Below are 26,770 nucleotides of genomic sequence, written 5' to 3'. Positions count from 1 at the left end.
GTGTCAGCGCCCTGACAGTCCCGTCCGGGGCCGGTGGCCGAGCATGGTCGCCATGACCGCCTCCGCGCCCGGGCTCCCCGGACTCCCGCCGCTGCTGCGGCCGTTGACGACGCTGTACCTGGACCTGCACCGCCACCCCGAGCTGTCGGGCGAGGAGGAGCGGACCGCCGCCCGGTTCGCGGACTGGCTGGAGTCCGCCGGGTACGAGACGGCGCGCGGGATCGGCGGGCACGGGGTGGCCGGGGTGCTGCGCCGGGGTGAGGGGCCGACGGTGGTGCTGCGCGCCGAGCTGGACGCGCTGCCGGTGCGGGAGGCGACGGGGCTGCCGTACGCGAGCGAGGGCCCGGCGGCGCACGCGTGCGGGCACGACCTGCACCTGGCGGCGGCCGCCGGCACCGCCTCGCTGCTGGCGGGGGCCGCCGCCGGGGCCTGGCGGGGCACGCTGGTGGTGGTGGGCCAGCCGGCGGAGGAGACCCTGGAGGGGGCGCGGGCGATGCTCGCCGACGGGCTGTACGAGCGCGTCGGCCGCCCGGACGCGGTGCTCGCGCAGCACGCCGCCCCGCTGCCCGCCGGGATGGTCGCCCACGGGTACGGGCCGATGACCGCCGGGAGCGTGACCTTCCGGGTCGTCGTGCACGGGCGCGGCGGGCACGCGGGCGCCCCGCACCTGACGGTGGACCCGGTGGTGACGGCGGCCCACGTGGTGACGCGGCTGCAGACGGTGGTGGCCCGGGAGGCGGCGCCGTCGGAGCAGGTGGCGGTGACGGTGGGCTCGCTGCGGGCCGGCGAGCGGCCCAACGTGGTCCCCGACCGGGCGGAGCTGGGCATCACCGTACGGGCGGCCGGGGAGGCGGCGCTCGCCCGGGCGGCGGAGGCGGTCGAGCGGATCGTGCGCGCCGAGTGCGCCGCCTCGGGCTGTCCCCGGGAGCCGGAGATCGTCCGCGAGGGCTCGTCGCCCGTCACGCACCCCGATCCGGCCACGACGGCCGCGGTGCGGGCGGCGCACACGGCGCGGCTGGGGGCGGAGCGGGTGGCGATGTGGCCGCCGTCGCTGGCCACGGAGGACTTCGGGCTGTTCGGCGACGCGGGGCGGTCCCTGCACGGGGCGCGGGGGGTGCGGCTGGCGTACTGGATGCTGGGGGTGATCGGGCCGGCCGCCTGGGCGGCGGCGCCCGGGGAGGGCGCGGCGGCGAAGCTGGCGGGCCTCCCCGCCAACCACGCCCCGGACTTCGCCCCGGACGTCCGCACGGCCCTCCCGGCCGGGGTGGAGGCGCTGACGTCGGCGGCCCTGGCCTGCCTGGCCTAGTACTCAGCGCCCGCTGTCTGTTGACGATGACTCAGAAGGGCCTGGTCGGGAGGTACTTGCCGTCGAGGGTGATGACGGCGCGCTCGCCGCCGTCGGGGTCGGCGACCTTCTTGACGTCGAGCCTGAAGTTGATGGCGCTGATGATGCCGTCGCCGAACTGCTCGTGGACGAGGGCCTTGAGGGTGGTGCCGTAGACCTGGAGCATCTCGTGGAAGCGGTAGACGGTCGGGTCGGTGGGCGGCGTGCCGGTCCCGGTGCCGCGGGTGGGGATGGTCTGCAGCCACATCGCGGCGTCCTCGTCCAGGCCGAGGAGTTCGGCGACGGCCTTCGCCGCGGGCTCGGGCAGCGGGTGCTGGCCGAGGACGGCGGCGGTGACGAAGGCCACGGAGAGGCCGGTGACGTCGGCGATCTGCTGCCAGGTGAGGTTCTTGCGGGTCTTGGCCTCGACGGCGTCGGCGGCGATCCGCTCGCGGACGGCGGGGGCGAACTGGGCGTGGGTCACGGGGAGTTCCTTTCGGCGGGCGGGATGTCAGGCGGTGAGGGCGGGGGCGTCGAGTTCCTCGACGGATCCGGTGGGGATGTCGTAGATCCAGCCGCGCAGGGCGAGGGACCCTTCGGCGAGGGCGCGGGCCACCGGGGGGTGCGTGGCGAGGTTGGCCAGCTGGGCGCGTACGTTCTCCCGGACCAGCGCGTCCACTCCGCCGCCGCGCGCGGCGCGGGCCACCGACGCGTCCGCGTGGCGGAGCCAGCCGGCCACGGCCGGTGCGGCGCTGAGGTCGTGGCCTTCGGCGAGGGCGGTCATCGCCCCGCAGCCGGAGTGCCCGCAGACCACGATCCCGCCGACCCGCAGGACGGCGACGGCGTACTCGACGGCGGCGGCGACCGCGTCGGGGCCGGGGCCGTGTGCGGGGACGAGGTTGCCAGCGGTGCGGACGACGAACAGTTCGCCCGGCTCGCTCTGGGTGATCAGCTCCGGCACCACGCGGGCGTCGGAGCAGCCGATGAACAGCGTCGCGGGCCGGTGGGTGCGGGCCAGGCGGGCGAACAGGTCCGCCTTGGCGGGGAAGACGTCGCGCCGGAAACGGTCGACGCCCTCGATGAGGTCGTGCACGGTCACTCCCGTTCTCTGGGATCCACCCCGGTGGGGGCTGACGGGTTCAACCCTGCACGACCTGCACCCATAGTGTCCAAGAGCGGTAAACCATGAGACCTATCGATGGCATCTATAGTCGTCTCCATGGCTCTCGAACTGCGCCACTTGCGCTATCTGCTCGCGGTCGCCGAGCACCACAGCTTCACGCGCGCCGCGGAGGAGCTGCACATCTCCCAGCCGACCCTGTCGCAGCAGATCAAGCAGCTGGAGCGGACGGTGGGCGTGCGGCTGCTGGACCGGGGCGGCCGTGCGGTGCGGCTCACCGACGCGGGCGAGGCGTACGCGCACCACGCGCGCCGGGCGCTGCGCGACCTGGCGGCCGCCGAGCGGGCCGTGCACGACGTCGGCGACCTCTCGCGCGGCCATCTGCGGCTCGCCCTGACCCCCACCTTCACCGCGTACCTGCTCGGTCCGCTGCTCGCCGCCCTGCACGAGGCGCACCCCGGCATCACCGTGGAGGTGCGGGAGATGGCCCAGGACCGCATGGAGTCGGCCCTGCTGGCCGACGGCACCGACCTCGGGATCGCGTTCGCCGGGCCGCACCCGCCGGGGATCGCGGCCACCGCCCTGTTCACCGAGACCCTGGGCCTGGTGGCCTCCTCCGCGCTGCCGGTGCCGGAGGGTCCGGTGCCGGCGGCGGGGCTGGCGGACCGTCCGCTGGCGCTGTTGAACGGGGACTTCGCGACGCGGCGGCACGTGGACGCGTACTGCGCGGCGCAGGGGGTGCGGCCGCGCGTGGCGGTCGAGGCGGACTCCGTCCAGGCACTGACCGAGCTGGTGCGCCGGACCGGGCTCGCCACGGTCCTGCCGGACGCCGTGGCCCGGGAGCAGCCGGGCCTGACCCGCGTCCCGCTGCTCCCTCCCCCGCCTCCCCGCACGGTCGTCCTGCTCCGCCGGGACACCGCCTACCAGAGCGCCGCCGCCCGCGCCTTCACGGCGCTGGCCCGGGAGGCCACGGCGGCCCGCGGGGCGGCGGAGCGGGGGGACTGAGCTCCCCGGGGTCAGCCCGCGGCGGGCGAGACGGCCACGCAGCCGCCGGCCGTGGTGAGGGCCTCGCCGGTCTGTTCGGCGATGACCTTGCCCTTGTAGGTGATCTTGCAGGTGATCTGCCCCTCGGAGCCGGCCGCCGCGACCGGGAGGACGGTGGGCGGCATGATGCCGCGCAGGGTGACGGTCTTGACCCAGGGCAGGGAGGGGGCGTCGACCGTCTCGTGCTGCGGCTCCGTCGCGGTACCGGCTCCGGCGGCGAAGCTGATGGAGGCGGCCCCCTTGCCGGTGACCTCGTACGTCACCTCGTACTTCTCGTCGACCGCCTTGTCGACCTGGTCGACGGCTCCGTCGACGGCGTCGGCTGCGGAGCAGGCCGTCACGGCGAGCAGGAGGGTGGCGGCGAGGGCGCCGGTACGGGCGAGGCGGTGGGTCTTCACGGGGTTCCTTCGGCGAGGCAAGCGGACACCCCGTACACAATCGCAAAGTAAAGGTAAAGTCAAAAGGCGTCCCGGCGGGGTACGGCCCACGATGGACACATGAGCGTCCGACGGTACGAGCTGACGTTTCCCGGCACCGACGGGACCGGCCGGGACACGGTGGTCGTGGAGCGTACGGAGCTGTCGGGCCCGGGCGGCCACCCGGTGTACGCCGACGCGTCCGGCATCGTCCGCGCGGAGATCAGCGACCGGGACGAGGTGCGCATGCTCGCCTCCGGCGGCGGACAGGCCCTCGCCCACCCCACCGGGGCGCGCCGGCTGCCCGATTCCTGAACCGGCCGCGGCTGTGCGCCGACGGTGGGAACGCGTCCCCCCGGCGCTCGCGCCTGCGCCCGTACCCGCCGCCTGCAAGGCGCTGCGACGCCCGGCACCGTCCGCGCACCCGGAGCCCTCGGGCACCCCCTCCTGAATCCCCCGGGTACGCACGAGCCCCCCGCCGGGCCGCGGTGACGCGGTCCGGCGGGGGGCTCCGTACGGGGGCGGGCCCCCGGGCGGTCAGGCCGCCGCGGGCTCGGCGGGCAGGACCCTGCCCTCCGGCACCGGCCGCGGCCGCGGGTACACCGCCTCCTCCGGCAGCCTCGGCTCCAGGCGCAGGACGCCCAGGGCCGAGACCGTCGCCCCCGCCGCGAGCACCAGCCACATCGCCAGCGGCGACAGGGTGAGCAGGGCCGTCAGGACGGCCGGGGCCAGCGCGCTCGGCACCGCCCAGGAGAGCTGGTACACGGCGAGGTGGCGGCCCCGCGTCTCCTCCGGCGCGGCCTGCGCGCACAGGGCCGACGCCGTCGCCCCGTGCATCAGCTCGCCGGCCGTGAACAGGGCCGTCGCCGCGAAGATGCCGATCAGGATGGCGGTCTTGTCGCCCACCGCGGCGAGCACGGCGAACACCAGGAACGACGAGGCGAACACCGCCGCGCCCAGGGCCACCGCGCGTGAGCGGCGGTAGGCGACGAGCGCCCGGGTGACCGGGATCTGGAGCAGCGCGATCCCGACCGTGTTGACGGCGTACAGGACGCCCACGAGCGAGGTGGACGCGCCCAGGTCCTGGGTGACGTACGCCGGGATGCCGATGGCGAGCACCGTGTAGCCGAACGCCGTCGGCACGTTGAGCAGGGTCAGGGCGAGGAACGGCCGGTTGCGGGCCACCAGCCGGTAGCCGCCCTTGCGGGAGGTCCGGGCGGCCGGGGCGGCCGACTTCGCGATCGGGATCGAGCCGAAGCAGGCGGCCGCGAGCAGGTACCCGGCGGCGGTGCCGATCACGATCACGTAGTAGAACGCGTCGCTGCCGAGGGCCAGGACCCCGCCGGCGACCAGACCGCCCACGCCCAGACCGGCGTTGCGCAGGCTGCGCTGCGCGGCGAGCAGCTTGTCCCGCTCCGTGCCCTGGACGAACTCGGCGATGAACGACTGGATCGCGGGCGGGTACGAGGTGTCGCCCAGCGCGACCAGCAGGATCACGGCGAACATCGTGTAGCCGTTGTCCACCAGCGGGTACGTGCAGAAGCCCGCGGCCCGCAGCAGGTACCCGCCGGTGACGACGGCCTTGGCGCCGAACCGGTCGATGAGGACGCCCGCCGCCGGGTTGCTGACCAGGCCGATCACGGCGGCGGCCGTCATCAGGGTGCCCACCTGGGTCAGCGGGAGCCCCGTCACGTGGTGGAAGTAGAGCAGGGACAGGGGCAGGTACATGCCGGCGCCGGTGGCGTCGACGACCATGCCCAGCATGTACCGCGTCTTCGCGGACAGGCGGCCCCCCGTCATGACGCGTCGCCGATCACGCTGTGCTCGCGCACCCACTCGCCCAGCTCGCGCAGCCTGCGCTCGACCTCCGCGCGGGTCGGGCCGGTGCCCACCGCGGCCGCGAGGAAGTCGGAGGAGCCGGAGGCCGGGGCGATGACCTGGCCCTCCTCGGCGTAGAGCCAGAACCCGTCGAGCCAGTCGTGGCCGGGGACCGGGGGCAGCTCGCGCACCAGGCCGGGCCGCTTCATCATCAGCAGCTGCCCCGCCATGTGACGGGGCTTCGGCAGGTCCGCGGTGTCGCCGCCCCGGCGGACGGCGGGGTGGAGCTCGTGGCCCGCGTCGGCGCGCACGGCGTACCCGCCGAGGTGCACGCCGAACAGGCTGTGGAAGACCTCGCGGATCTTGGCGCCGCCGGGACGGCAGGCGATCTCGCACAGCACGAGGCGGTCGTCCGGGGTGTGGAAGACCTCCATGTGGAAGGCGTGGTCGCGCAGCCGGGAGCCCTCGGGGGCCAGCGAGGCGACGACCCGCTCGGCGAGGTCGAGCAGGCGCGCGGTGACCGGGTCGTCCTCGTCGAGGGTGAGGTCGATGCGCGGGCCCGGGTCGGAGGCGAAGGAGGACAGGTCGTACTGGTACTGCGAGGGCCAGGCCATCGCGACCCGACCGTCGCGCACCACGCCGTCGACGTGGCACATGCGGCCGGGGACGAAGTCCTCCAGCAGGACGTCGTCGCGCTCGCCGCCGGCGTACACCTCCGTCAGGCACTCCTCGAAGGAGGCCTCGTCGTGCAGGATGCGCAGGCCGATCGCGTTGAATCCGCTGCGCTCCTTGAAGACGACGGGGAAGCCCTCGGCGGCGGCGAACTCGCGCGCCTGGTCGGCGGTGCGGGCCTGGACCCAGGCCGCGACGTCGATGCCGGACGCCTGCGCGCGGGTCTTCATCAGCGCCTTGTCGCGGAACGGCACCACGTCGTCGTGCCAGGCGCCGCGCAGGCCGAAGCGCTCGCGCAGCCGCGCGGCGCGCAGCATGTCGGCCTCGTGCAGGGCCGTCACGCCGGTGATGCCGTGTTCGGCGACGAGTTCGGCGGCGCGGGCGTCGACCTCCTCCGCGTCGAAGTCGTCGAAGATCTCCAGGCGGGTGTAGCCGAGGTCGCCGTCCGGCACCTTCTCACCCGCGAGTTCGATCTTGTCGCGGGCGGCGAGGACGACGATGTCGCCGGTGTGGCCGGGCAGCCAGGAGCGGTACGGGAACGGCTCCAGCGGGTTGCGGTGCAGGATCAGCAGGTTCTCGCGCGGGGCGATCTCGGACGGCTGCGCGAGGACGGTCTCCCCGTCCGGGCCGGCGAGGGTGATGCGGATGTGCTCGCGGATCACCTCGGCGCCGCGGCGGATCGCCGCGGAGGTGTCCTCGGCGGCGACGGCGATCAGGCCGAGCCGGTCCCAGTTGTCCTTCAGGACCCGCACCTCGTCGCCCGGCTTGGCGCTGGGGGTGACGGAGATGACGCCCTCGGCGGCGCGCGCCTCCTCGATCCCGGCGACGGACTCGACGCGGGTGCCGGGGGTGCCGATCAGGGCGCGGACGCTGGCGCCGCCGTTCGCCCGCGGCCGGTCGGGGAGCTCCTCGACGAGGCCGAAGGGGTGGCCGACGGCGAGGGTGACCAGGTCGACGCCGAAGGCGCTGCGCACCAGCTCGGGGATGGAGTCGCCGCCGATCCGGTTGTGGCCCTCGATGACGCGCGGGCCCTTGGCGGTGAGGCGGACCTCGGTGTGGCAGACGCCGTCGCGCAGGCCCATCACGTCGAGGAAGCCGCGTATCCCCGCGCGTATCGCCTCGTCGTCGGCGTCGGACAGCCGGGCCGGGACGGCGTGGCCGAGCTCGGCGAAGTGGCCGTCGGCGGTGAACTTCTCGGTGACGGTGACGATGACGTGGCGGCCGCCGAAGCTGAAGGACTCGACGCTGAACTCGGGTCCGTCGAGGAACTCCTCCATCAGGAAGTCCTTCAGGACGAACAGGGAGGAGACCCGGTCGGTGCGGGTGCCGGAGAGCCGGCTGACCTCGGCCCAGACCCGGTCGGCGTCCTCGGGCCCCTCGACGCGCATGACGCCGATGCTGGCGGTGGCGTCGACGGGCTTGACGATGAACGGGAAGCCGTACTGGGCCCCGAAGGCGTCCAGGTCCTCACGGGCCTTCAGGGACCGTGCGCCGACGGCGTGTTCGGGGTCGTGCTCGGCGACGTAGCGGCGCATGGCGGCCTTGTCGCGGATGCGGGCGGTGACCTCGTAGCCGGTCCCCCCGAGCCCGTACAGGTCGTTGATCCGGCCCGCGTTCTCCAGTCCCGGCTCGGTGAGGGAGACGGCCGCGGCGAAGCCGGGGCTCTCGTGCCAGGCCCGGACCAGGGGTTCGATCTGCTCCCACTCGGTGAAGTCCACCACCTCGACGGCCGCGGCGAGCCGGTTCTGCTCCTCGCTGACCTTGGTGGGGTGCTGCAGCAGCAGCACGCTCAGTCCGAGGTCGTGGGCCTTCCGCACGGTCTCGTCGGTCGCACCGACCAGCAGCAGGGTGCGCTCGGGGTTCATCAGCTCTCTTCTCCCCCTGCGGCCGCAGGGATGTTCGGACTCGTACTCGGGTGGGGAACGGGGGGTGGGGCGGAGCGGGTGGGGCGGGGCCGGCTCACCCCCGGCCGGCGGGGTCCTCCTGGGGCCACCAGCTGAGGTAGCGCTCGCCGCTGTCGGGGAAGACGGTCGCCACGACCGCGTGCGACAGGTCGTGGCGGCGGGCGAGTTCGAGGCAGCCGTACGCGGCGGCGCCGGCGGAGATCCCGACGAGGAGTCCGGAGCGGGCGGCGATGGCGCGCGTGGTGGCGGCCGCGTCGGCGTCCTGGACGGCGATCACCTCGTCGATGAGGTGGATGTCGGTGACGGGGCTGATGAAGCCGCCGTTGAGGCCGGGGATGGCGTGCGGGCCGGCCTCGCCGCCGGAGAGCAGCGCGGAGCCCGCCGGCTCGACGGCGACCACCTTCAGGTCGGGGTTGCGCTCGCGCAGGTAGCGGGCGGTGCCGGTGAGGGTGCCGCCGGTGCCGATCCCGCACACCAGGTAGTCGACCCGGCCGTCGCAGTCGTGCCAGATCTCGGGGCCGGTGGTCTCGTAGTGGGCGCGGGCGTTGTCGGGGTTGCGGTGCTGGCCCGCGTACCAGGAGCCCGGCATCTCGGCGTGCAGGCGCTCGGCGTGCTCGACGCAGGCGGCGAAGCCGAGGGCGTGGTCGGTGAACTCGACGTCGGCGCCCAGCATCCGCAGGGTCAGGACGCGTTCGCGCGAGGCGTTGGAGGGGAGCACGATCAGGCAGCGGTAGCCGCGGGCGGCGGCGAGGGCCGCCAGGGCGATGCCGGTGTTGCCGGAGGTGGACTCGATGACGGTGGCGCCGGGCCGGAGGGCTCCCGACTGCTCGGCGGCTCTCAGCATGAAGAGGGCGGCCCGGTCCTTGATGCTGGACAGCGGGTTGGCCGCTTCCAGTTTGGCGAGGACCCGGGTCGTCTCGGGCAGTCCGTCGAGCTGCAGCCGGAACAGCGGGGTGCCGCCGACGAGGTCCTCTAACGATGCCGCGATGCGGCGGGTTGTGCGCGCGTGGTTCACGTGCCTACCCCTTTGGTGCTGGACGTGCGGTGGGTGTCTGCACAGTAGCCAGACCCGGTGGCGCGCGATTGGTGCCCGGCTCGAACACCGCTCGAGTACCGCTCGCGCGCCCCGTGCGTCCGTGGACCGGGCAGGTCACAGGGCGCCGGGGTCCACCGCCTCGGCCATCGCCTTGTAGCCCGCGTCGTTCAGGTGGAGGCGGTCGGCGAAGGCGAGTTCCGCTTTGAGCTTCTGCGGGTGTTCCGGGTCGGCGACGGCCCGGTCGAAGTCCACGACGCCGTCGTAGGACCCGCTGGTGCGGATCCACGCGTTGACCTCGTTCCGGACGGCCTCCGCAGCCGGGTTCCAGTACTGGGCGTCGCCGTAGGGCGGGAGGGTGCCGCCGAGGATCCGGACCCCGCGCTGGTGGGCCTCGCGGATCAGCTGCCGGTGGCCGGCGATGATCTCCTGCGCGGTGGCGCGGGGGCCGGCCGTGCAGCGGTCCTGGGGCATGTCGGGCTGGATGATGTCGTTGGTGCCCTGGAGGACGATCACCGTGCCGGTGTCCGGCCGGCCGAGCGCGTCGCGGCGGAAGCGGTGCAGGGCGCTCTCGCCGAAGCAGGGCGAGTCGTTCAGGACCTTGTTCCCGGCGATCCCCGCGTTCAGGACGGCGCGGGGCCGGCCCTGGCCCGCGAGGCGCTCCGCGAGGGCGTCGGGGTAGCGGCGGTCGGCGCCGGGGGTGGCGCCGAAGCCGTCCGAGAGGGAGTCGCCGAAGGTGACGACCGCTCGGCGGGCGCCGGCCGGGCCGCCGCCCTTCACGTCGATCCCGGCCAGGTGGTACCAGGACCAGCTCTGGTTGCCCGGGGCCGAGAAGGCGTCGCCCGCGGTGTCCCGGAGGTGGTCGCCGTCGGCCCGGTAGGAGGTGCCCATGGCCACGTTGTGGAACGTGGCGGGACCGGTGGGGCCCTGGAACCAGAGGGTGACGGTGAGCTGTTCGAAGGCCTTGACGGGGAGGGCGACCGGGTCGCTCGCGAGCGTTGCGCCCGCCGGGACGTTCGCCGTGCCGGCGCCGCCGAAGCGCAGCGTGCGTACGGAGCCCGGCTGGACGGCGGCTCCGCCGGCGCTGCGGGCGACGGTCGCGCCGGTGAGCCGCAGCGGGGTCTTCCCGTAGGCGTTGGTGAGCCGTACGCGCAGTTCGGAGCCCTCGGCGCCGGCCCGGACGACCTGGCGCACCGACTGGTTGCGGAAGCCCTCCTCGGACCAGTTGGGGAACCAGTCGGTGTGGGTGGGGGCCTGCGGGGAGGCGCCCCAGGCGCTGTTCCAGGGGGTGTGCGCCGCGGCGGGGACGGCGCCGGCGGTGGTGGTGCCGGCGACGGCCAGGAGGGCGGCGGCGAGCGGGACGGCGAGGGCGGTCTTCTTGGTGTTCATACCCCTCTGACCCGGCCCGCCCCGCGGATGTGACGGGCGGGGCGGGTCATGGCGTGTGGGGCCGGTCACACCCCTGGGCGGGCCGCCCGCGGGGTGCGGTGCGGCGGCCCGGCCCGGGGTGTCGACGGCCCGTCAGCGGCGCAGGCCGGCCAGCTTGTCGGGGTTGACCTGGATGCGGATGTTGCGCATCAGGCCGCCCTCCAGGTCGTAGGTGAGCGAGCCGATCGGCTCGCCCCCGGCGAGGGCGAGGACGCTCAGCTCGCCGTTGATGACCGCCGGGACGACGGTGATCCCGGCCATGGCCGGCTTGGCCAGCACCCCGATCAGGAAGCGGCCGACGTGGTCCGCGCCGTACAGCGGGCGGCGGCCGGCGGTGACCTTGCCGCCGCCGTCGGACCAGGCGGTGACGTCGGGGGCGAGCATCTCCAGGACGTCGTTCAGGTCCCCGCCGGCGCAGGCCTTCAGGAAGCGCCGCGTGATCTGCTCGCGCTGCGCGGTGTCGGAGTCGTAGCGGTGGCGGCGCTCCGCGACGTGCTTGCGGGCCCGGTGGGAGATCTGCCGGACCGCCGGCTCCGGGCGGTCGAGGAAGCCGGCGATCTCGGCGTGGGAGTAGCCGAAGACCTCGCGCAGCACGAACACGGCGCGCTCCGCGGGGCCCAGCGTCTCCAGGACGACCAGCATCGCCGTGGAGACGCTCTCGGCGAGCTCCTGCTCCTGCGCCACGTCGGGCTCGGTGAGCAGGGGCTCCGGCAGCCAGGGACCGACGTACTCCTCCCGCGTGGCGCGGGCGGAGGTGAGCCGGTTCAGGGAGAGGTTGGTGACCGTGCGCACGAGGTACGCCTTGGGATGGCGGACCTCCGAGCGGTCGGCCTTGTTCCAGGTCAGCCAGGCGTCCTGGACGATGTCCTCGGCGTCGCTGACGGTCCCCAGCATGCGGTAGGCGGTGGCGAACAGCAGCCGCCGGTGCTCGTCGAAGGGGTCCATGACGTGTTCGGTCGTGATCACCGTTCGATTCTGCCCGGCGTACGGCGGAACGTACCACTCCTCCCCCGCCCCAGGTCAGTTCAGGGTGCTCACCCGCTGGTCGTGCAGGTCGTAGCGGGCCGCCGCGATGGCGAGCTTCCCGGCGGAGACGGCGCGGGCCAGGTCCGGTTCGGCGGCGAGCCGGTCTCGGGTGCGGCGGGCGTGGGCGTCGATGGTGGCGCGGACGCGGGCGTCGCCGTGCTGGCTCCGGTCGATCGCGGGGCTGATCTGGTCGGCCAGGTACTGGATGTGCGCGGGCAGCCGTTCACCGGTCTCGTCGGCGTGGACGGCCGCGCCGACGGCGCCGCAGGACTGGTGGCCGAGGACCAGCACCAGCGGGATCTTGAGCTCCAGGACGCCGTAGGCGATGCTGCCGAGCACCGCCTCGTCCAGCACCTCGCCCGCCGAGCGGACGGTCAGCAGGTCTCCCAGGCCCTGGTCGAAGACGAGCTCCGGCGGGACCCGGGAGTCCACGCAGCCGAGGACGACGGCGAAGGGGCTCTGCCCCTTGGCGAGCCTCAGCCGGGTCGACGGCGACTCGTTGGGGTGCTCCTGGCGGTACGTGCGCCAGCGCCGGTTGCCAGCGGCGAGCTCGCGCAGGGCCTGCTCGGGGGTCTTGGGACGGGACCCGGTGGCCGGCGCGGGCGGGGCCGCGGAAGCGGGGAAGGCGGAGCCCAGGGCGAGGACGGATCCCGCGGTCGCGGTGCCGGCCACGGCGGTGCGCAGCAGGGAGCGCCGGCTCGGCGAACCCGCCCCGCGCACGGCGGTGTTGGGGGAAGCGGTCTCGGAAGAAATGTTCGAAGTGCGTATGTTCGAAAGCATGCGCGACGGTACCCGGCTTTACCGTTCCTTGACCAATGCATGTAATTTTATTGACTCGAATGTATCTGCCGGTGGCTCAATCCATACTGGCGGTGGGGTGCATTCCCACAACGGCCACCCGTCCCTCGGTACGGATCACACAGGCCGGGAACTCCCGCAGCAGGACGGCGTCGTAGGGGCCCAGCCCGGTGCGGGCGCCGGGGAACCCCGGGCGGTGGAGCGCCGCCGGACCCTCCAGGGCCACGACGACCAGGGTCTCGTCCGGCAGCGCGGTGAGGGCGAGTTCGCCCCGTACGACGGCGGTGCGGGCCCGGACCCGGTCTCGGTGGTACATCACGTTGAAGTTGACGACGGGGCCGCCCAGCAGCCGGCAGTCGGTCGCCCGGTCCCCGGGGAAGTGCTGCGGCGCGTACCGCTCGTCGACGAGCCGCCGGGCGCCGCCGACCGTGAGGTCCATGCCCGCCCCCTCGGCCAGGGTGAGGATCCGGTCCACGCCGGGGAAGTCCGAGAAGGGGCCGTCGGCCTCCACCTCGGCGAGGCTGACCCGCCAGGCGAAGTCGGCGGTGCCCGCGCCCTCGGGCCCGGCCGCGATCTCGCGGGTGACGCCCCCGCCGTTCTTCCACGGTGCGGCCGTCCGGTCGGCGGCGCGCAGGATCCGGATCTCGGCGGGGCCGGGCATGGTGGTGTTCCCTTCCTTCGGGTCCGTACCGCCCGGCGGGCGGTACGGACCCGGGCGGCGGGGACCGAGCCTATCCGGGGTGCCTCAGCAGCCCGTGGACCAGGTGTGGGAGCCGCCCTGGTCGTTGGCGCCGGCGTTGTAGCCGACCTCCTGGCCGGGGGCCAGACAGAGCGTCACCCGGCCCAGGTGCTCGCGGCCCTCGTACACCTTCACGTGGTCGGGCACGCCCGGGCCGGAGACGCCGTGGTTGGCCCAGGAGGAGTCCTGCTTGAACATGTCGCCCTCCCACCAGGAGTCGTCGCCGCTGTGCTCGATCTTCATGCCGTCGAAGTTGGCGTGCGTCCAGACGCAGAAGTAGCCGCTGCGGCACTCCGCCGCCTCGGCGGCGGCCGAGGTGGCGAGGATCCCGGCGGTGGCGACCAGGGCGGTCGCGAGGAGGGTGGTGAAGCGCTTCATGCGGGCGGGTTTCCCTTCGGTGGTGGTGAGGTGAGCACGGTCGTGGCTTCGGTGGCGGCGCGGGCGCGCAGCCGCTCCCAGTCGGCGATCTCGGCGCGGTGGCGGGCCCGCACCTCGGCGAGGTCCCGGTGGGTGTGGTCGGCTTCGGGCCGGAGGTTGTTGACGACGACCGAGGCGCGGAACCAGCCCGGCTGGTCCCCGTAGAGCCGCTGCTGCGCGGCGGCGAGGCAGCCGTCGGTGTGGGCGCGTACGACGTGGCCGGTGGGGAGCGCGAGGGACAGTTCCGCCGGGCCCGCGCCGAACAGGGCCGCGCTGACCCGCCGGTCGCCGGCGTCGCGCGGGCGGCCCGGCCCGGCGCGGGGCGGTACGAGTCCCTGCCGGGTCAGGCACGCGTCGGTGAGGCGCTGCGTGGCGGCCTTGATCAGCTCATCGGGATCGGGCCCGGCACCGGGACCCGGGGCGGCCGCCTCCGCGGCGCAGCCCGCCAGGACCGCACAGCCCGCGAGAACACCGCAGGCGACCGCGAACGCCCGGGCCGGAGCGGACGCGCGGACCGCCGCTGACGCCCGGGCCGGGGCAGGCGCGCGGGCCGGGGCGGCGGCGGGGGCCGGGGGGTGTCCGGAGCCGGGTAAGCGGCGGCGCGTCCGGGATCCGGGGAGTTCCTTGATCACGCCCAGGTGTCTAGTCGCCGGAGCCCCCCGGGCGACAGGCCGGGGGGCTCCGCGTCACCCGGCCGGCCGCACCTTTCACCCGGGGAAACGTTGCTGCTCCCCGTCGGTCAGCGCAGGATGCCCGCCTGCCGGGCCGCCCGCAGCCAGGAGGGGAACTCCGACAGGAGCCGGTCGTACAGGTCCTGGTCCGAGACGCCGTCGATGTCGTCGACGGCGAAGAAGCCGACGTTGTCGACGCGCCGCCCGGGCATGGTGTCGAACCGCTCCAGCACACCGAAGCCGGCCCGGCCCAGCCCGACGAACTGCCAGAACACCGGCTCCTCCACGGCCGCCCGCAGCTCCCGCTCGATCTCGTCGTTGCGGTACACGCCGCCGTCGGAGAAGAACAGGACCAGGGTGGGGGCCGGTACCGGGTGCGAGCGTACGAAGTCCCGCACCTCGGCGATGACCTTCTGCTCCTCGTTCTGGAAGCCGACGTGCCGCATGTCCACCTGGCCGGCCACCAGGCCCTTGGGCGGCTTCTTGCGGCCGAAGAGGCTCATCTGGCCGACGCGCACGTGCAGGCGCAGCCACTCGGGCAGGTCGCCGACGGCGAGGTCCGGCAGCCGGGCCGGGTTGGTGGCGAAGGTCCAGGCCTGCATCTCGCCGTCGTCGTCGAGTTGTGCGGCGACGGCCGCCATCCGCTCCACCACGCTCGCGACGGTGCCGCGCGCGTACAGGGTGCTCATCGATCCGGAGGCGTCGAGGACGAGGACCACGCGGGCCGTGACGCCCTGGGCGCCGGCCTTGCTCAGGCTGACGGCGACCTGCTTCTTGCGCAGCGACAGCCGCCCCCGCATCTCCTCGGGGAGCCACTCCTCGCCCTTGACCAGCCGTACCACCGCCTCACCGGCCGGCGGGGCGGCGGCGGGCGCGGGGGCGGGCGCGGGGACCGGCCGGGGAGCGGGAGCCGGAGCCGGCGCGTGAACGGGAGCGGGAGCGGCGGCCGGCGGCGGAGCCGGCGCGGCGGCGGGCGCGGGCGGCGGGGCGTCGTCCACGGTGATGCCGTAGTCGGTGGCGAGTCCGGCGAGCCCGCTCGCGTACCCCTGGCCGACGGCCCGGAACTTCCAGGCCCCGGCCCGCCGGTAGAGCTCGCCGCTCACGAAGGCGGTCTCCGGCCCGGCCTCCATGTCGAAGCGGGCCAGTTCCGCCCCGGACGCGGCGTCGAGCAGGCACAGGTGCAGTCCCGGGACCCGGCCGAAAGTGCCGCCGTCGGCGGAGGCGCAGAGCACGACCCGCTCGACGTCGCCCTCCAGGGCGGCGAGGTCCACGTCGAGGGTGTCCGCGCCCGGCCGCTTGCCCAGGTGGCGTACGGCCCCGGAGGCGTGGCGCGGCTGGTTGTAGAAGACGAAGTCCCCGTCGGAGCGGACCCGTCCGGTGCCGGCCAGCAGCAGCGCGGAGGCGTCCACGTCGGGCACTCCCGGCCCGGGCGCCCAGCCCAGCACGGCTCTGACGGAGGGTGCGGCGACCGGGAGGTTGGCGCCTTTGCTCATTGTCGTCACGCCGGACAGTCTGCCCGCTGGGCCCGCTCCCCGGGCCCGAATCGGCCCGGAACGCACGCCGCCGGGGTCCGCACCCACAGGTGCGGACCCCGGCGGCGCGGGGAAGCCGGTCGGAGGCTCAGGCGGGCACGATGTTCTCGGCCTGCGGGCCCTTCTGGCCCTGGGTGACGTCGAAGTTCACCTTCTGGCCCTCCTGGAGCTCGCGGTAGCCCTGGGTGGCGATGTTCGAGTAGTGGGCGAACACGTCGGCGCCGCCGCCGTCCTGCTCGATGAAGCCGAAGCCCTTTTCCGCGTTGAACCACTTCACGGTGCCGGACGCCATATCGATTCTCCTTCGGGGCCGTACCCGGAACCGCACTGTGCGGGCCCGGCGTCGCCGTGATGATTGACCCCGTCCGAAGATCCGTGGGAACCACACCTGCAACTGCCAGGACCGTAGCACAAGGGCACTGCATAAATGCGGAGCGTTACGTCGATCGGGTGTACGGGCATCAGCCGCGGAACTCGTCCGTGCGGACGGGTGAGGCCTCGGCCAGGGCCCGGGTCACGGCCTCGACGTCACCGCGCAGCCCGTAGACGGGGGTGTCGGGCTGCTGCCGCCAGGACTCGTCGAGGCCGCCCGCGTCGACGGTGTCGAAGCCGAGCTCGTCGATGAGGGCGCGGACCGTCTCCTTGGCCGCCTTGTCGTCGCCGGCGACGGGGAGCGCGATCCGCTCGGGGTGCCCGGCGGGCCGCGGCCGGTCGATGATGTCCGCCGCGTAGGTGCCGTTGAAGGCCTTCACCACCGGGTGTCCCAGGTGGCGTTCGGTCCAGCGGCTCTCGGTCAGGCCCTCGTCCTCGACGCCGGCGATCCGGCCGTCGCGGTGCTTCGGGTAGTAGTTGCCGGTGTCGATGACGGTGAAGCCGTCGGCCGCCCCGTCGAAGAGTCCGGCGGGCAGGTCGGGGACGTTCTTGAAGGGGATGGTGACCACCACGATCTCGGCGTCGCGCGCCGCCTCGGCGACGGTGACGGGGGTGGCGCCGGTCTCCTCGGCGAGGGCGGCGAGCGTCTGCGGGCCCCGGGAGTTGGCGACGGAGACCTGGTGCCCGAGCGAGGCGAGCCGGCGGGTGAGGTTGCCGCCGATGTTGCCGGCGCCGATGATGCCGATCTTCATGAGCCCTCCAGTGCGTACGGAGTCGGATGTCGCGTCCGTCGCAACCTCCCGCCGGGGCGCCGCATTCCGCCGTCACGGGGACGCGGCGGAACGGATCGCCCGCACGGGCGAAATCTTGCCATTTCCGGGACAAGTAGAACCGACTGGCGTTCTGAGCCCGTCATCCAGGGCAGCCGGGAACCGTACCGGCACGCGATCCCGGGGAAAGGCAACGACCCATGCTCCAGCTCCCGACCAAGCGCGTCACCTCCATCGCCCTCACCGCCGCCGCGGGGGCGGCCGCCCTGTCCCTGGCCGTCGCCGCCGGGACCTCCGCGACCGCGGCCGCGCCGCCGTCCGTCTCCGGCAGCCCGGAGGGGGCGTTCACCCGCATCGCCGACTTCTACGGCTCGTACATCGACGCGGTCTACGACGGGGACGGCGCCACGGCCGACCGGCTGCGCGAGTTCTACCTCTCCGAGCCCCTCCGGCGGGAGCTGCGGCAGTGGGAGGACGCCAACCACGCCGACGGGGTGCTGCGCGCCCAGAACGTGCCGCTCAAGTGGAAGGTGACGTCGGTGGACAGCGGGATGGGCAAGACCAACGCCGCGGTCACGCTGACCTGGAGCGCGAACACCACCACCACGGTCCACGTCCAGGCCGACCTGGCGACCAGGAAGATCACCGCGATCCGGGACTGACCCCGGACGCGCCGGTGGGGCCCGCCGACGGCGGGCCCCACCCGTGGTCTCAGGCGCCGCTGGCGCCGAGCATCTCCTCGCGCTCCACGATCTTCACGCGCTCGCGGCCCTGCGGCTCGCCCAGCGCCTTCTCGGCGGCGTCGAGCTTGTACCAGCCGTCCCAGGTCGTGTAGCGGACCCGCCGCTCGGCGAGGAAGGCCTCGACCGCCTCCGGCTCGGGGGTGGCGGGGGTCAGCAGGCGCCCCTCGGCGTGGTCGGCCAGCAGGTTGGCGACGGTCTCGTTCGCGTCGCCCTTGGTGTGGCCGATCAGACCGATCGGGCCGCGCCGGATCCAGCCGGTGACGTACGTCGAGGCGAGGTGCCCGCCGTTCTCGATGACGCGGCCGCCCTCGTCGGGCACCGTGCCGGACTCCACGTCCCAGGGCAGCTTGGGCAGCTCGTCGGAGAGGTAGCCGACGGCCCGGTAGACGGACTGGACGTCCCAGTCGGTGAACCGGCCGGTGCCCTTGACGTTGCCCGTGCCGTCCAGCTCGGTGCGCTCGGTGCGCAGGCCGACGACCTTGCCGTCCTCGCCGAGGATCTCGGACGGCGACTCGAAGAAGTGCAGGAACAGCTTGTGGGGGCGGTCGCCGGTGTCGCGGATCGCCCAGTTCTCCAGGGTCTTGGCGACCATGTCGGTCTGCTTGTTCTTGCGCCGCTCGGCGATCGAGCCCTCGTCGTAGTCGATGTCCTCGGGGTTGACGATGACCTCGATGTTCGGCGAGTGGTCGAGCTCGCGCAGCTCCATCGGGCTGAACTTCGCCTGGGCCGGGCCGCGGCGGCCGAAGACGTGGACCTCCAGGGCCTTGTTCGCCTTGAGGCCTTCGTGGACGTTCGGCGGGATCTCGGTCGGGAGCAGCTCGTCGGCGGTCTTCGCGAGGATGCGGGCGACGTCGAGGGCGACGTTGCCGACGCCGAGGACGGCGACCTTCTCGGCCTCCAGGGGCCAGGTGCGGGGCACGTCCGGGTGGCCGTCGTACCAGGAGACGAAGTCGGCCGCACCGTAGGAGCCGTCGAGGTCGACGCCCGGGATGCCGAGCGCGCGGTCCGCGGTGGCGCCGGTGGAGAAGACGACGGCGTCGTAGAAGGAGTGCAGCTCGTCCAGCGAGATGTCGCCCGGGTAGTCGACGTTGCCGAAGAGGCGGACCTGCGGCTTGTCGAGCACCTGGTGGAGGGCGGTGATGATGCCCTTGATCCGCGGGTGGTCCGGGGCCACCCCGTAGCGGATCAGGCCGAAGGGTGCGGGCATCCGCTCGAAGAGGTCGATGGAGACACCGGGGTCGGCCGCCGCCTCGGACTTCAGCAGCGCGTCGGCCGCGTAAATACCGGCGGGGCCGGCACCGACGATTGCTACCCGCAGAGAGCGAGGCATGACTGGGTTCCCTTCGACCGACAATCTGACTGATCAAGGAAACCCTAAACTAAGGCCACCCTAACCCGGCACCCGCCCCCGGGTTATGACCCCATAATCGGATCTTATGGCTCTCCAAAGTCCTGCTTGGGGGTGGATCAGGCCTCGTACTCGGTGAGGTCGATGCTGTGGAGGGTGACCCGGGCCCCGGTCTCCGGGTCGGAGGTCTCCCCGTCGCTCCCCATGCCGAGCTTGCGGATCACGTTCGCGGACTCCTCGTTGCCGACCCGGTTGACGGCGACGACACGGTCGAGGCCCCGGTCCTGGAGGGCGAACTCCAGGGCCGCCTGGGCCGCTTCGGAGGCGTAGCCCTGGCCCCAGAAGGGCCGGCCCAGGCGCCAGCTGATCTGCACCTGGTGCCGCGTCTCGGGCAGCTCGTCGGCGGCGGACAGGCCGACGGCTCCGATCAGCTCGCCGGAGGCGAGGAGCTCGACGGCGAACAGGCCGAAGCCCTCGTCGTCCCACTCCTCCTCCCAGCGCTCGATGGCTTCGGCGGTCTGCTCCAGGTCGAGTGCGGAGCCGTCGCCGGTCCAGCGCATCACGTCCGGGTCTGCGTTGATCTCCGAGAGGGGGACGAGGTCGTCGTCGGTCCAGCGGCGGAGGAGGAGGCGGGGGGTGCGGATCTCGGTCATGCCCACATCCTGCCGAACGCGGTCCGACCAGGGGTAATCGGGCCCGCCCGGACCGCTGGGGAGGCCGCCCTCAGGGCACCGTGATGGCGTCCAGCTTCGCCCGCAGGTAGACGTGCGAATCGACCGGCTCGTGCGCCACCCTGCCGACGGGGGCGGGCAGGGACTCGACGCGGGTGTGCGCGTCGCACTCGTAGAAGTAGACCAGCGACATCAGTTCCTCGGCCGGGGCGTGGGCGGGCGGCGGCAGCACCCGGTGGCGGCCGGCCCGCCAGCGGTCCCCGGTCCAGCGGGCCAGCAGGTCTCCGATGTTGACGGTGAGCGCCGCCGGGTCCCAGGGGGCGTCCTGCCAGCCCCCCTCGTCGGTGTGGATCTGCAGGCCGCCCGCGCCCGGCTCGCGGTCCAGGACGGTCACCGTCCCGAAATCGGTGTGCGGCCCGATCCGGAACTGCCCGGGCAGCGGTTCGCCGGTCACCTCGGTGCCCGGGTACCAGTTGACGTTGAACCCCCAGGTGGGGTGGCCGGTGTGGCGGGTGAAGTGGTCCTCGGGCAGCTCCAGGGCGACGGCCAGCAGCTCCAGCAGTTCGTCCGAGAGGTCCCGCATCGCGGCCAGGTACTCGGCCACCGGCGGCCGCAGCGCCGGCACCTCGGCGGGCCAGGTGTTGGGCCGGAACCACTCGGCGTCCACCGAGGGCACCCCCGTCGGATCCTCGGCCGCCCAGGACCAGGACTCCTTCAGGTCGGGCGGCGAGGCCGTCCCCTCCGCGTAGCTGTTGGCCTCCGCGCCGGGACCGAGCCAGCCGCGCCCGCCGACGCTCACGGCGTACGGCTGCTTCGCCTCCGGCGGCAGCCTGAAGAAGGTGCGGGCGGCCTCCCGGATCCGGGAGGGCAGCCCCGGGTCGACCCCGTGCCCGGTGACCAGCAGGAAGCCGGCCGCCTTGAGCGCCTCGTCGACGCGGGCGGCGGTCCGGGCACGGGCGGCGGGGTCGCCGGAGCGCCACGGCCCGAGGTCGATGACGGGAACCTGGGTGCTGGGCATGGGGACCTGCCTTACGGGAAGGGGGCCGGGTGTCCGCTCCGAGCGTAGGGCCTGTCTGACAATTCCCGCCGGATCAGGCCGGGTCGTTCGGTGCGTGCGATCGGCGTGCGGCCGGGGCGCCCTCGTAGCGGAGCTACTTGGGCGTTTCGGCCGTGCGGCGATCGTGCGTGCCGGGCGGGCCGGCCCCGGCGGGAATTGTCAGACAGGCCCCAGGGGGCAGGGGGTGTCCGCGGCCGCCGAACGGGGCCGCGTGGTCCGGAAGGGGCGGCCCGGGCCGGCGCCGCCCATGGGGTCAGTCCGGGAGGGCGGTGCCGCAGCGGCTGCAGAAGCGGGCGCCGGACTCCGTGGCGAGGCGGCCGCAGTCGGGGCAGACCCGGTGCAGCAGGCACGCCGTCTCCCCGCCCTCGGCGCCCTCCGCCCGGACGGAGGTGCCGGTGCCGATGCCGAGGCCGGGGCGCCGGGTGTGGACGGTGAGGTACGCCAGCCCCTGCGGGCCGGCGGTCAGGGAGCGCCGGGCACCGCGCGCGAGCCAGCAGGCGGTGTGCGGGCGCAGCCGGTGCGGTCCGTCCTCGGTGTCGATCCGGCCGCCGCCCTCCACGACGACGAGCAGGACGTCGAGGGCGGGCTCCGCGTGTTCCGCGATGACCGTTCCCGGACGCAGCCGGATCAGGTTGGCGTCCAGACCGCGCCCGGTTCCGGTCAGCCGCCACAGGGCGCCGGTCGCGTCGGCGGGGGCTTCGGCGATCACCGCGTCGAGGTCCGTGAGGATCCCGGCGAGGTGGGGGTGCGTCGTCATGGCTGGTCCTTCCCTGCCGCAAGCTCGTGCCTCCGCAGTCATACACGATCACGGGCGACCGTTTCCGGCCGATCCGCTGTTTGTGCTCCGACTGCCCGCAGTCCCTCCCGTCACACCCCGGCCACACCCCGGCGGCGCCGCCCGCGGGCCCGGGCGATAGGGTCGTGTCCGGATTGCGCCGTCCTCACCCGGATCGGGCGCGACGGGGCGTCCGCGGACACCCCTGATCCGAAAGACACGGCCCGGGCCCGGCCGACGGCCGATCACCGTCCGGGCGCGGCCGCTCCTGCCTCCCTGCCCCGCCCGTACCGGAAACCCGCCCCCGCATGCACCCCAGCACCACCACCGTCGCCGACGCCCCCGGCGACGCCCCTGCCCCCGCCTCCGTCCCCTCCCCGCGCAGGCGCCTGATCACGCCCCGGGCCCCCGCCCGGCCGAGCACGGCCGCCGCCGTCCACAGCGTCAGCGCCGCCACCACGGTCCTGCTGGGCCTGGTCGGGATCGGCGCGATGATCCACGAGCCGGTGCTGATACCGCCGCTGGCCGCGAGCGCCGCGCTGGTGCACAGCGCCCCCACCCTGCCGCTGGCCCAGCCGCGCGGGGTGGTCATCGGGCACCTGATCGGCGCCGCCGCCGGTTTCGCGGTCCTGGCCCTGGCGGGCAGCAGCGCCTGGGCGGCGGCCCTGGCGGCCGGGCTCACCCTGGCCCTGCTGACACTGGCCCGCACCCCGCACTCCCCGGCGGTGGCCACGGCCGTGGTGACCGTGCTCCAGAGCCCGGAGCCCGCCCGGTTCGTCCCGCTGCTGTTCGGGTCGACCGTGCTGCTGGTCCTCACCGGCTACGCCGGTTCCCGCATCCGCCGCACCGCCCCGAGGTACCCCGCGTACTGGTGGTGACCTGCGGGCGCGCCTGCGCTGCGGCGAGGGGCCGCGGACGCTACTCCTTGTGGTGTGGAAATTTCTGCGAAGGACGTCTTCGGGGCCCCCTGCTGGGTGAGTCTGATGGCCCGCGACCTGGAGGCGTCCCAGCGCTTCTACGCGGCCGTCGTGGGGTGGAGCTTCCGCCGGGCCCGGCTGGGCTCGGCCTTCTCGGTGGCCGTGCTGGACGGCGTACCGGTCGCCGGGATCGGGGCGCTGGCCACGGACCTGGCGGTGGCGGTGGCCTGGACCCCGTACTTCGCGGTCGACGACGTGGACGTGGCGGCCGCCCGGATCCGCGAGCGCGTCGGCACGGTCGCGGTGGGCCCGGTCTCCTTCCCCGGGGGCGGGCGGGCCGCGCTGGTCGCCGACCCGGACGGCGCGGTCTTCGGTGTCTGGCAGGGGCCCGTCTCCTCGGGCTGGCGCGTGGGCGTGGGACCGGCCCCGGCCTGGCTGGAGCTGCGGACCCGGAACGCCTTCGACGCCGCGCTGTTCTACGGCGAGGTGCTGGAGTGGGCCACCGGGCGCGAGGGGTGCTGCGAGGTCGCGTACGAGGAGGAGCGGGTCGTGCTGCGGCAGGGCGGGGATCCGGTGGCCCGGCTGGACAGCGGCCCGGTGGAGCAGGGCGCCTACGCCCCGCACACGCGGCCCCGCTGGCACGTGCACTTCCGGGTGGCGGACCTGGACTCGGCCGTGGAGTCGGCACTCGACCTCGGCGGGCGCGCCGTGTCGGTGGTCACCTCGGACGGCACCGAGCGCTCCCTGCTGCTCCGCGACCCGGACGGCGCCCTGTTCACCCTGACGGAGCGGGCGGGACCGCCCGCCGCGCGGGAGGACGGCCCGCGCTGACGGGTCCGCTCGCCGGTCCCGGGCCCCGCGGGGAGACTGGGTCCGGGAGGAGGTACGCCATGGACCCGGTGGCGGCACTGGACCGGATCGCGTTCCTGCTGGAGCGCGCGCAGGCACCGCCCTACCGGGTGCGGGCCTTCCGTACGGCGGCGGCGGCCGTGGCGCACCTGGGCGCACGGGAAACCGCCGAGCGCGCCGCGGCCGGCTCCCTGGAGGCGGTCAGGGGCATCGGCCCCAAGACCGCCAAGGTGGTGCGCGAGGCGCTGGCCGGCCGGATCCCCGAGTACCTGGGCGCCCTGGAGGAGGAGGCCGCGGCGGTGCCGCCGGGCCCGCCCCCCTCGCCGGCCGCCACCGCCCTGCGCGCAGCCCTGCGCGGGGACTGCCACCTGCACTCGGACTGGTCCGACGGGGGGAGCCCGATCGAGGCGATGGGGCGGGCCGCGGCGGAGCTGGGGCACGAGTGGGCGGTGCTGACGGACCACTCGCCGAGCCTGAAGGTCGCCCGGGGGCTGTCACCGGAGCGGCTGCGCGAGCAGCTGCGGGTGGTGGCGGAGCTGAACGCGCGGTGGGCCCCGTTCCGGCTGCTCACCGGCATCGAGTGCGACATCCTCCTCGACGGCTCGCTCGACCAGGAGCCGGAGCTGCTGGACCGGCTGGACCTGGTGGTGGGCTCCGTCCACTCGAAGCTGCGGATGGAGTCGCCCGCGATGACGCGCCGGCTGCTCAAGGCGGTGCGCAATCCGCTGCTGGACGTCCTCGGGCACTGCACGGGCCGGCTGGTCACGGGCCGGACGCGCCCCGAGTCGGTGTTCGACGCCGAGGCCGTCTTCGCGGCCTGCGCGGAGTCGGGCACGGCCGTGGAGGTCAACAGCCGCCCGGAGCGCCTCGACCCGCCCCGGCGGCTGCTGCGGACGGCCGTCGCGGCGGGCGCCCTCTTCGCGGTCGACACCGACGCCCACGCCCCGGGCCAGCTGGACTGGCAGATCCTGGGCTGCGCACGGGCGGCGGAGTGCGGGGTGCCACCGGACCGGGTGGTCAACACCTGGCCCGCCGAGCGGCTGCTCGCCTGGACCCGGTCCTAGGGGGAGGACGGGACCGGGAGGGGTCGCGCGGCGGCGGCCGAGGACATGCCCGCCGTCTTGCTTGGCACCCCACGGCGGCGTCCCCATGAACACATGTGTCCGGCCGATCGGTGTTGCGGTGCCGACCCCCGGCCCGGCCGGGCTCCGCGGCGCGGCGGCCTCGCGTAGGGTCGTCGGATTCCTTATCCATCAAGGGAGTTGGCGATGGGGCACACATTACGGCGGGGCGCCCGCGCGGCAGTGACGGCGGTGGCGGGAGCCGTGCTGCTGGTGGGCTGCACGGAGGAACCCCGAAAGCAGGTCATGCCGGGCCCGACGGCGACGGCCACGGCCGCTCCCCAGGACGCCGCGGCCCTGGCCGAGCGCTACCGGGAGGCCGGCGGGGACCCGGACGTGTACGGGATCCAGATCGAGGACGGGCCGGAAGGCGTGCCCCGGGTGGTGATCCGGACGCGCAACGCGGATCAGGAGGACGCGATCTTCCGCCGGCAGAACACCTCGGTCACCGCTCACCTGACGACGAAGGAGGGGGCGTCCTTCAGGAAGGGCTACTTCATCGACGTCTTCGGCCCCGACGGACGGCTGATCCACCGCATGGACGCCCGCCCCTAGGGCCTGCCGGTTCGACCGGGTGGTCAGGGCTTCTTCCGCGGTGCCGCCGCCACGCCGGTCGGTCCGTCGCCCACGGCCACCGTGTCCGTCACGCGGGCGGGGGCGGTGTCGATGCCCGACAGGGTGTCCGAGTCGAAGTTGCCGACGTGGACCTGGGCCGCGGGGACGGCGCGGCCGACGCTCCGGCCGGGACACCCGGTCCCATCAGCGCCGCCGTCGCGCAGAGCACCACGGCCGCTCGCCGTCCAGGTTCCTGATTGATCGTCATGGGGCCACGCCAGGGCCCCTGAACGACAGGCCGCGTCAGGCGCACGTGCCCGAACGGCACGGGGCCCCGGCCGCGCGGTGAGCGGCCGGGGCCCCGTCTGGCGGGTCCGGGCGGGTCAGTCTCCTGTTCCGGCGGGTGGGCGGCGGTAGGTGAGGGCCAGGCCGGCCAGGACGGCCGCGGCGCCCGCGCAGAGCACGGCGGTGGCCCCGGACCACGCGTAGGGGCCGCCGAGGGCGCCGTCGAGCGGGTCGAAGAGCACCAGGCCGCCCACGACGTGCAGGGTGACCACGGCGAGCGCGGCCACCGCCGCGACCCGCCAGACCGCCGGGGTGTCGCGTACGGCGAGCAGGGCTCCGAGGGCCAGGCAGAGCAGGGACACCGCGAGCGCGGCCAGGGTCTCCGGCGCCGGGGGCCGGGCCGGGTTGCCGGGGAGGTGGAGGACCCCGCACAGCAGCAGTGCGGCGGCGGTCGGCCAGCGCAGTACGTGGCCCAGCGCGCCCCTCGCCGGGGCGGCGGGGACCCGGTCCGGCTCGGCGGCCGGCCAGTCCTCCTCGGCCGGGATCCGGGCCACCACGGGCGGTGCGGTCGCGGCGACGGCCACGGGCACCGGCACCGGCACCGGCGGGGCGGGGGCCCGCACCGGCTCCGGCGCGGGGGCCGCCGCCGGCGGGTCCTGCGGTGGCGGCGGCTGGGCCGCGGGTGCGGGGGGCCGGTCCGTGCGGGGGGTGCCGTCGGGGCCGAGGATGCTGGCCAGCAGGGCGACGTCCTCGATGGGCCGGCCGACGGCCGCGGCCCTCAGGGTGATGTCCGCCTCGGCCTCCTCCAGGGGGTGTTCGCCCAGCAGGGCGACCATGTGGCGGACGTCGTCCACGGGCCGGGTGACGGCGGCCGCGCGGAGCGCGTCGTGCCCCGGGCTGTCGAGCCGGCCGCTCTCCTTGAGGAGGCTGACCAGCGCGGTGACCTCCTCGACGGGCCGGCAGGTGGCCGCCGTCTCCAGCAGGGTGCGGACCGGCTCGGGGTGCGGGGCGGGGTGCGGTTCGGGGCCGGCTCCGGGATCCGGTGCGGCGGGGGCCGGGCCGGCGGACGGCGGGTCCGGGGCGGCGTCGGGGGTGGGGGGCGCGGGGGTGGCGGGTCCGTCGGTGGGGTCCGGGGTGGCGGGGAGCCCGTCGCGGTCGCCGTGGTCCGTCGCCGCGAGGGTGCTGGGGTCATTCATGGAAAGCTCCGTTCGCCGACGCGCGGGTCTACGGCATCGCGCGCCGGTCATCGTGCGTCATGGGAATCGCACGCTTTGTTACATTCAGCGGCACCGGCCACGACTGCGCCATTCGGGGCGGGCAAACGGGGTGCTCCCCGGCGTGTCCGCACCACCGCGCCGGACACGC

Annotated in this window: 28 protein-coding genes and 1 pseudogene; 8 read left to right on the top strand and 21 right to left on the bottom strand. The window is 74.6% G+C overall.

The window, feature by feature from the left end:
* Positions 1-52 precede the first annotated feature (52 nt).
* A complete protein-coding gene (locus tag ACQKM2_RS04265) occupies positions 53-1,306 on the top strand; it encodes an amidohydrolase (protein ID WP_427706393.1) in 1,254 nt (417 codons plus the stop codon).
* Positions 1,307-1,337: 31 nt separating this feature from the next.
* Here ACQKM2_RS04265 and cynS read toward each other — a convergent pair whose 3' ends face one another.
* Together cynS and ACQKM2_RS04255 are read right to left on the bottom strand one after the other, a co-directional pair.
* Positions 1,338-1,808: a cyanase gene (gene cynS, locus ACQKM2_RS04260; protein WP_427706391.1), complete on the bottom strand. Its 471-nt coding sequence runs from the start codon at positions 1,806-1,808 to the stop codon at positions 1,338-1,340.
* A gap of 27 nt (positions 1,809-1,835) precedes the next feature.
* Positions 1,836-2,417 carry a carbonic anhydrase gene (locus tag ACQKM2_RS04255; RefSeq protein ID WP_427706781.1) on the bottom strand — a complete coding sequence of 194 codons (582 nt, stop codon included), beginning with the start codon at positions 2,415-2,417 and terminating at the stop codon, positions 1,836-1,838.
* Between the two features lie 126 nt (positions 2,418-2,543).
* Here ACQKM2_RS04255 and cynR point away from each other — a divergent pair, with 126 nt between their 5' ends.
* A complete protein-coding gene (cynR, locus tag ACQKM2_RS04250; protein WP_427706389.1) occupies positions 2,544-3,449 on the top strand; it encodes a transcriptional regulator CynR in 906 nt (301 codons plus the stop codon).
* An 11-nt stretch (positions 3,450-3,460) separates the two neighbouring features.
* On the opposite strand, the gene ACQKM2_RS04245 is transcribed toward cynR, so the two are convergent.
* A complete protein-coding gene (locus ACQKM2_RS04245; protein WP_427706387.1) occupies positions 3,461-3,886 on the bottom strand; it encodes an MmpS family transport accessory protein in 426 nt (141 codons plus the stop codon).
* Between the two features lie 99 nt (positions 3,887-3,985).
* On the opposite strand from ACQKM2_RS04245, the gene ACQKM2_RS04240 reads away from it, so the two are divergent.
* Positions 3,986-4,219, top strand: coding sequence for a DUF6296 family protein (locus tag ACQKM2_RS04240; protein WP_427706385.1), 234 nt, complete (start codon positions 3,986-3,988; stop codon positions 4,217-4,219).
* A 222-nt stretch (positions 4,220-4,441) separates the two neighbouring features.
* Here ACQKM2_RS04240 and ACQKM2_RS04235 read toward each other — a convergent pair whose 3' ends face one another.
* The 12 genes and pseudogenes from ACQKM2_RS04235 to ACQKM2_RS04180 form a co-directional block, all read right to left on the bottom strand.
* On the bottom strand, positions 4,442-5,704 hold the full coding sequence (locus tag ACQKM2_RS04235) for an MFS transporter (RefSeq protein ID WP_427706383.1): 1,263 nt from the start codon (positions 5,702-5,704) through the stop codon (positions 4,442-4,444).
* Complete coding sequence (locus ACQKM2_RS04230) at positions 5,701-8,259, bottom strand: ATP-grasp domain-containing protein (protein WP_427706381.1); 2,559 nt, start codon at positions 8,257-8,259, stop codon at positions 5,701-5,703. The genes ACQKM2_RS04235 and ACQKM2_RS04230 overlap by 4 nt, the downstream gene beginning before the upstream one ends.
* Before the next feature lie 94 nt (positions 8,260-8,353).
* Entirely contained in the window at positions 8,354-9,313 is a 960-nt protein-coding gene (locus tag ACQKM2_RS04225; RefSeq protein WP_427706379.1) for a PLP-dependent cysteine synthase family protein, read from the bottom strand.
* 135 nt (positions 9,314-9,448) lie between these two features.
* Positions 9,449-10,720 carry an SGNH/GDSL hydrolase family protein gene (locus tag ACQKM2_RS04220; RefSeq protein WP_427706377.1) on the bottom strand — a complete coding sequence of 424 codons (1,272 nt, stop codon included), beginning with the start codon at positions 10,718-10,720 and terminating at the stop codon, positions 9,449-9,451.
* Between the two features lie 132 nt (positions 10,721-10,852).
* Positions 10,853-11,704: an RNA polymerase sigma-70 factor gene (locus tag ACQKM2_RS04215; RefSeq protein WP_427706779.1), complete on the bottom strand. Its 852-nt coding sequence runs from the start codon at positions 11,702-11,704 to the stop codon at positions 10,853-10,855.
* A gap of 75 nt (positions 11,705-11,779) precedes the next feature.
* Positions 11,780-12,565 (bottom strand): carbonic anhydrase, encoded by a 786-nt coding sequence (locus ACQKM2_RS04210; RefSeq protein WP_427706375.1) that lies wholly within the window; start codon positions 12,563-12,565, stop codon positions 11,780-11,782.
* Between the two features lie 76 nt (positions 12,566-12,641).
* Positions 12,642-13,244: a HutD/Ves family protein gene (locus tag ACQKM2_RS04205; RefSeq protein ID WP_427706373.1), complete on the bottom strand. Its 603-nt coding sequence runs from the start codon at positions 13,242-13,244 to the stop codon at positions 12,642-12,644.
* 84 nt (positions 13,245-13,328) lie between these two features.
* Complete coding sequence (locus ACQKM2_RS04200) at positions 13,329-13,700, bottom strand: peptidase inhibitor family I36 protein (RefSeq protein ID WP_427706371.1); 372 nt, start codon at positions 13,698-13,700, stop codon at positions 13,329-13,331.
* The gene (locus tag ACQKM2_RS04195) at positions 13,697-14,371 is read right to left on the bottom strand and encodes a hypothetical protein (RefSeq protein WP_427706369.1); all 675 of its coding nucleotides are present in this window, start codon (positions 14,369-14,371) and stop codon (positions 13,697-13,699) included. The genes ACQKM2_RS04200 and ACQKM2_RS04195 overlap by 4 nt, the downstream gene beginning before the upstream one ends.
* A 107-nt stretch (positions 14,372-14,478) precedes the next feature.
* Complete coding sequence (locus ACQKM2_RS04190; RefSeq protein ID WP_427706777.1) at positions 14,479-15,903, bottom strand: VWA domain-containing protein; 1,425 nt, start codon at positions 15,901-15,903, stop codon at positions 14,479-14,481.
* A 127-nt stretch (positions 15,904-16,030) separates the two neighbouring features.
* Positions 16,031-16,234 carry a cold-shock protein gene (locus tag ACQKM2_RS04185; protein ID WP_007268031.1) on the bottom strand — a complete coding sequence of 68 codons (204 nt, stop codon included), beginning with the start codon at positions 16,232-16,234 and terminating at the stop codon, positions 16,031-16,033.
* A 169-nt stretch (positions 16,235-16,403) separates the two neighbouring features.
* Positions 16,404-17,075: pseudogene (locus ACQKM2_RS04180) on the bottom strand (NADPH-dependent F420 reductase); the annotation flags it as partial.
* Between the two features lie 209 nt (positions 17,076-17,284).
* Between ACQKM2_RS04180 and ACQKM2_RS04175 the strand changes: the two are divergent.
* Positions 17,285-17,746, top strand: a complete 462-nt coding sequence (locus ACQKM2_RS04175) for a hypothetical protein (protein ID WP_427706367.1) — start codon at positions 17,285-17,287, stop codon at positions 17,744-17,746.
* A 49-nt stretch (positions 17,747-17,795) separates the two neighbouring features.
* Here ACQKM2_RS04175 and ACQKM2_RS04170 read toward each other — a convergent pair whose 3' ends face one another.
* The 4 genes from ACQKM2_RS04170 to ACQKM2_RS04155 all read right to left on the bottom strand — a co-directional run bounded on the left by ACQKM2_RS04170 (position 17,796) and on the right by ACQKM2_RS04155 (position 21,660).
* Positions 17,796-19,157, bottom strand: a complete 1,362-nt coding sequence (locus tag ACQKM2_RS04170) for an FAD-dependent oxidoreductase (protein WP_427706365.1) — start codon at positions 19,155-19,157, stop codon at positions 17,796-17,798.
* Between the two features lie 137 nt (positions 19,158-19,294).
* Complete coding sequence (locus ACQKM2_RS04165) at positions 19,295-19,828, bottom strand: GNAT family N-acetyltransferase (RefSeq protein ID WP_427706363.1); 534 nt, start codon at positions 19,826-19,828, stop codon at positions 19,295-19,297.
* A 70-nt stretch (positions 19,829-19,898) separates the two neighbouring features.
* Entirely contained in the window at positions 19,899-20,864 is a 966-nt protein-coding gene (locus ACQKM2_RS04160) for an isopenicillin N synthase family dioxygenase (RefSeq protein WP_427706361.1), read from the bottom strand.
* A gap of 292 nt (positions 20,865-21,156) precedes the next feature.
* The gene (locus ACQKM2_RS04155; RefSeq protein WP_427706359.1) at positions 21,157-21,660 is read right to left on the bottom strand and encodes a hypothetical protein; all 504 of its coding nucleotides are present in this window, start codon (positions 21,658-21,660) and stop codon (positions 21,157-21,159) included.
* A gap of 326 nt (positions 21,661-21,986) precedes the next feature.
* Here ACQKM2_RS04155 and ACQKM2_RS04150 point away from each other — a divergent pair, with 326 nt between their 5' ends.
* The 4 genes from ACQKM2_RS04150 (at position 21,987) to ACQKM2_RS04135 (ending at position 25,120) form a co-directional block, all read left to right on the top strand.
* On the top strand, positions 21,987-22,556 hold the full coding sequence (locus ACQKM2_RS04150; protein WP_427706357.1) for an HPP family protein: 570 nt from the start codon (positions 21,987-21,989) through the stop codon (positions 22,554-22,556).
* A gap of 105 nt (positions 22,557-22,661) precedes the next feature.
* Positions 22,662-23,426, top strand: a complete 765-nt coding sequence (locus ACQKM2_RS04145) for a VOC family protein (RefSeq protein ID WP_427706775.1) — start codon at positions 22,662-22,664, stop codon at positions 23,424-23,426.
* A 59-nt stretch (positions 23,427-23,485) separates the two neighbouring features.
* Positions 23,486-24,508 (top strand): PHP domain-containing protein, encoded by a 1,023-nt coding sequence (locus ACQKM2_RS04140; RefSeq protein ID WP_427706355.1) that lies wholly within the window; start codon positions 23,486-23,488, stop codon positions 24,506-24,508.
* A 204-nt stretch (positions 24,509-24,712) separates the two neighbouring features.
* Positions 24,713-25,120, top strand: a complete 408-nt coding sequence (locus ACQKM2_RS04135) for a hypothetical protein (protein WP_427706353.1) — start codon at positions 24,713-24,715, stop codon at positions 25,118-25,120.
* 23 nt (positions 25,121-25,143) lie between these two features.
* Here ACQKM2_RS04135 and ACQKM2_RS04130 read toward each other — a convergent pair whose 3' ends face one another.
* Both ACQKM2_RS04130 and ACQKM2_RS04125 read right to left on the bottom strand, forming a co-directional pair.
* Complete coding sequence (locus ACQKM2_RS04130) at positions 25,144-25,344, bottom strand: hypothetical protein (protein ID WP_427706773.1); 201 nt, start codon at positions 25,342-25,344, stop codon at positions 25,144-25,146.
* 159 nt (positions 25,345-25,503) lie between these two features.
* Positions 25,504-26,601 (bottom strand): hypothetical protein, encoded by a 1,098-nt coding sequence (locus ACQKM2_RS04125; protein ID WP_427706351.1) that lies wholly within the window; start codon positions 26,599-26,601, stop codon positions 25,504-25,506.
* Positions 26,602-26,770 lie beyond the last annotated feature (169 nt).

The organism is Streptomyces sp. NPDC004126, from assembly GCF_050275515.1.
Classification (GTDB): Bacteria; Actinomycetota; Actinomycetes; order Streptomycetales; family Streptomycetaceae; genus Streptomyces.
This window is presented reverse-complemented; position numbering and strand designations above follow the sequence as displayed.

What these genes read in the sequence shown, in the direction of transcription:
- ACQKM2_RS04265 (WP_427706393.1), top strand. Translation starts at nt 53, where the DNA reads ATGACCGCCTCCGCGCCCGGGCTCCCCGGACTCCCGCCGCTGCTGCGG.
- cynR (WP_427706389.1), top strand. Translation starts at nt 2,544, where the DNA reads ATGGCTCTCGAACTGCGCCACTTGCGCTATCTGCTCGCGGTCGCCGAG.
- ACQKM2_RS04240 (WP_427706385.1), top strand. Translation starts at nt 3,986, where the DNA reads ATGAGCGTCCGACGGTACGAGCTGACGTTTCCCGGCACCGACGGGACC.
- ACQKM2_RS04235 (WP_427706383.1), bottom strand. Translation starts at nt 5,704, where the DNA reads ATGACGGGGGGCCGCCTGTCCGCGAAGACGCGGTACATGCTGGGCATG.
- ACQKM2_RS04230 (WP_427706381.1), bottom strand. Translation starts at nt 8,259, where the DNA reads ATGAACCCCGAGCGCACCCTGCTGCTGGTCGGTGCGACCGACGAGACC.
- ACQKM2_RS04220 (WP_427706377.1), bottom strand. Translation starts at nt 10,720, where the DNA reads ATGAACACCAAGAAGACCGCCCTCGCCGTCCCGCTCGCCGCCGCCCTC.
- ACQKM2_RS04215 (WP_427706779.1), bottom strand. Translation starts at nt 11,704, where the DNA reads ATGGACCCCTTCGACGAGCACCGGCGGCTGCTGTTCGCCACCGCCTAC.
- ACQKM2_RS04210 (WP_427706375.1), bottom strand. Translation starts at nt 12,565, where the DNA reads ATGCTTTCGAACATACGCACTTCGAACATTTCTTCCGAGACCGCTTCC.
- ACQKM2_RS04205 (WP_427706373.1), bottom strand. Translation starts at nt 13,244, where the DNA reads ATGCCCGGCCCCGCCGAGATCCGGATCCTGCGCGCCGCCGACCGGACG.
- ACQKM2_RS04200 (WP_427706371.1), bottom strand. Translation starts at nt 13,700, where the DNA reads ATGAAGCGCTTCACCACCCTCCTCGCGACCGCCCTGGTCGCCACCGCC.
- ACQKM2_RS04190 (WP_427706777.1), bottom strand. Translation starts at nt 15,903, where the DNA reads ATGAGCAAAGGCGCCAACCTCCCGGTCGCCGCACCCTCCGTCAGAGCC.
- ACQKM2_RS04185 (WP_007268031.1), bottom strand. Translation starts at nt 16,234, where the DNA reads ATGGCGTCCGGCACCGTGAAGTGGTTCAACGCGGAAAAGGGCTTCGGC.
- ACQKM2_RS04175 (WP_427706367.1), top strand. Translation starts at nt 17,285, where the DNA reads ATGCTCCAGCTCCCGACCAAGCGCGTCACCTCCATCGCCCTCACCGCC.
- ACQKM2_RS04170 (WP_427706365.1), bottom strand. Translation starts at nt 19,157, where the DNA reads ATGCCTCGCTCTCTGCGGGTAGCAATCGTCGGTGCCGGCCCCGCCGGT.
- ACQKM2_RS04165 (WP_427706363.1), bottom strand. Translation starts at nt 19,828, where the DNA reads ATGACCGAGATCCGCACCCCCCGCCTCCTCCTCCGCCGCTGGACCGAC.
- ACQKM2_RS04160 (WP_427706361.1), bottom strand. Translation starts at nt 20,864, where the DNA reads ATGCCCAGCACCCAGGTTCCCGTCATCGACCTCGGGCCGTGGCGCTCC.
- ACQKM2_RS04155 (WP_427706359.1), bottom strand. Translation starts at nt 21,660, where the DNA reads ATGACGACGCACCCCCACCTCGCCGGGATCCTCACGGACCTCGACGCG.
- ACQKM2_RS04150 (WP_427706357.1), top strand. Translation starts at nt 21,987, where the DNA reads ATGCACCCCAGCACCACCACCGTCGCCGACGCCCCCGGCGACGCCCCT.
- ACQKM2_RS04145 (WP_427706775.1), top strand. Translation starts at nt 22,662, where the DNA reads ATGGCCCGCGACCTGGAGGCGTCCCAGCGCTTCTACGCGGCCGTCGTG.
- ACQKM2_RS04140 (WP_427706355.1), top strand. Translation starts at nt 23,486, where the DNA reads ATGGACCCGGTGGCGGCACTGGACCGGATCGCGTTCCTGCTGGAGCGC.
- ACQKM2_RS04135 (WP_427706353.1), top strand. Translation starts at nt 24,713, where the DNA reads ATGGGGCACACATTACGGCGGGGCGCCCGCGCGGCAGTGACGGCGGTG.
- ACQKM2_RS04125 (WP_427706351.1), bottom strand. Translation starts at nt 26,601, where the DNA reads ATGAATGACCCCAGCACCCTCGCGGCGACGGACCACGGCGACCGCGAC.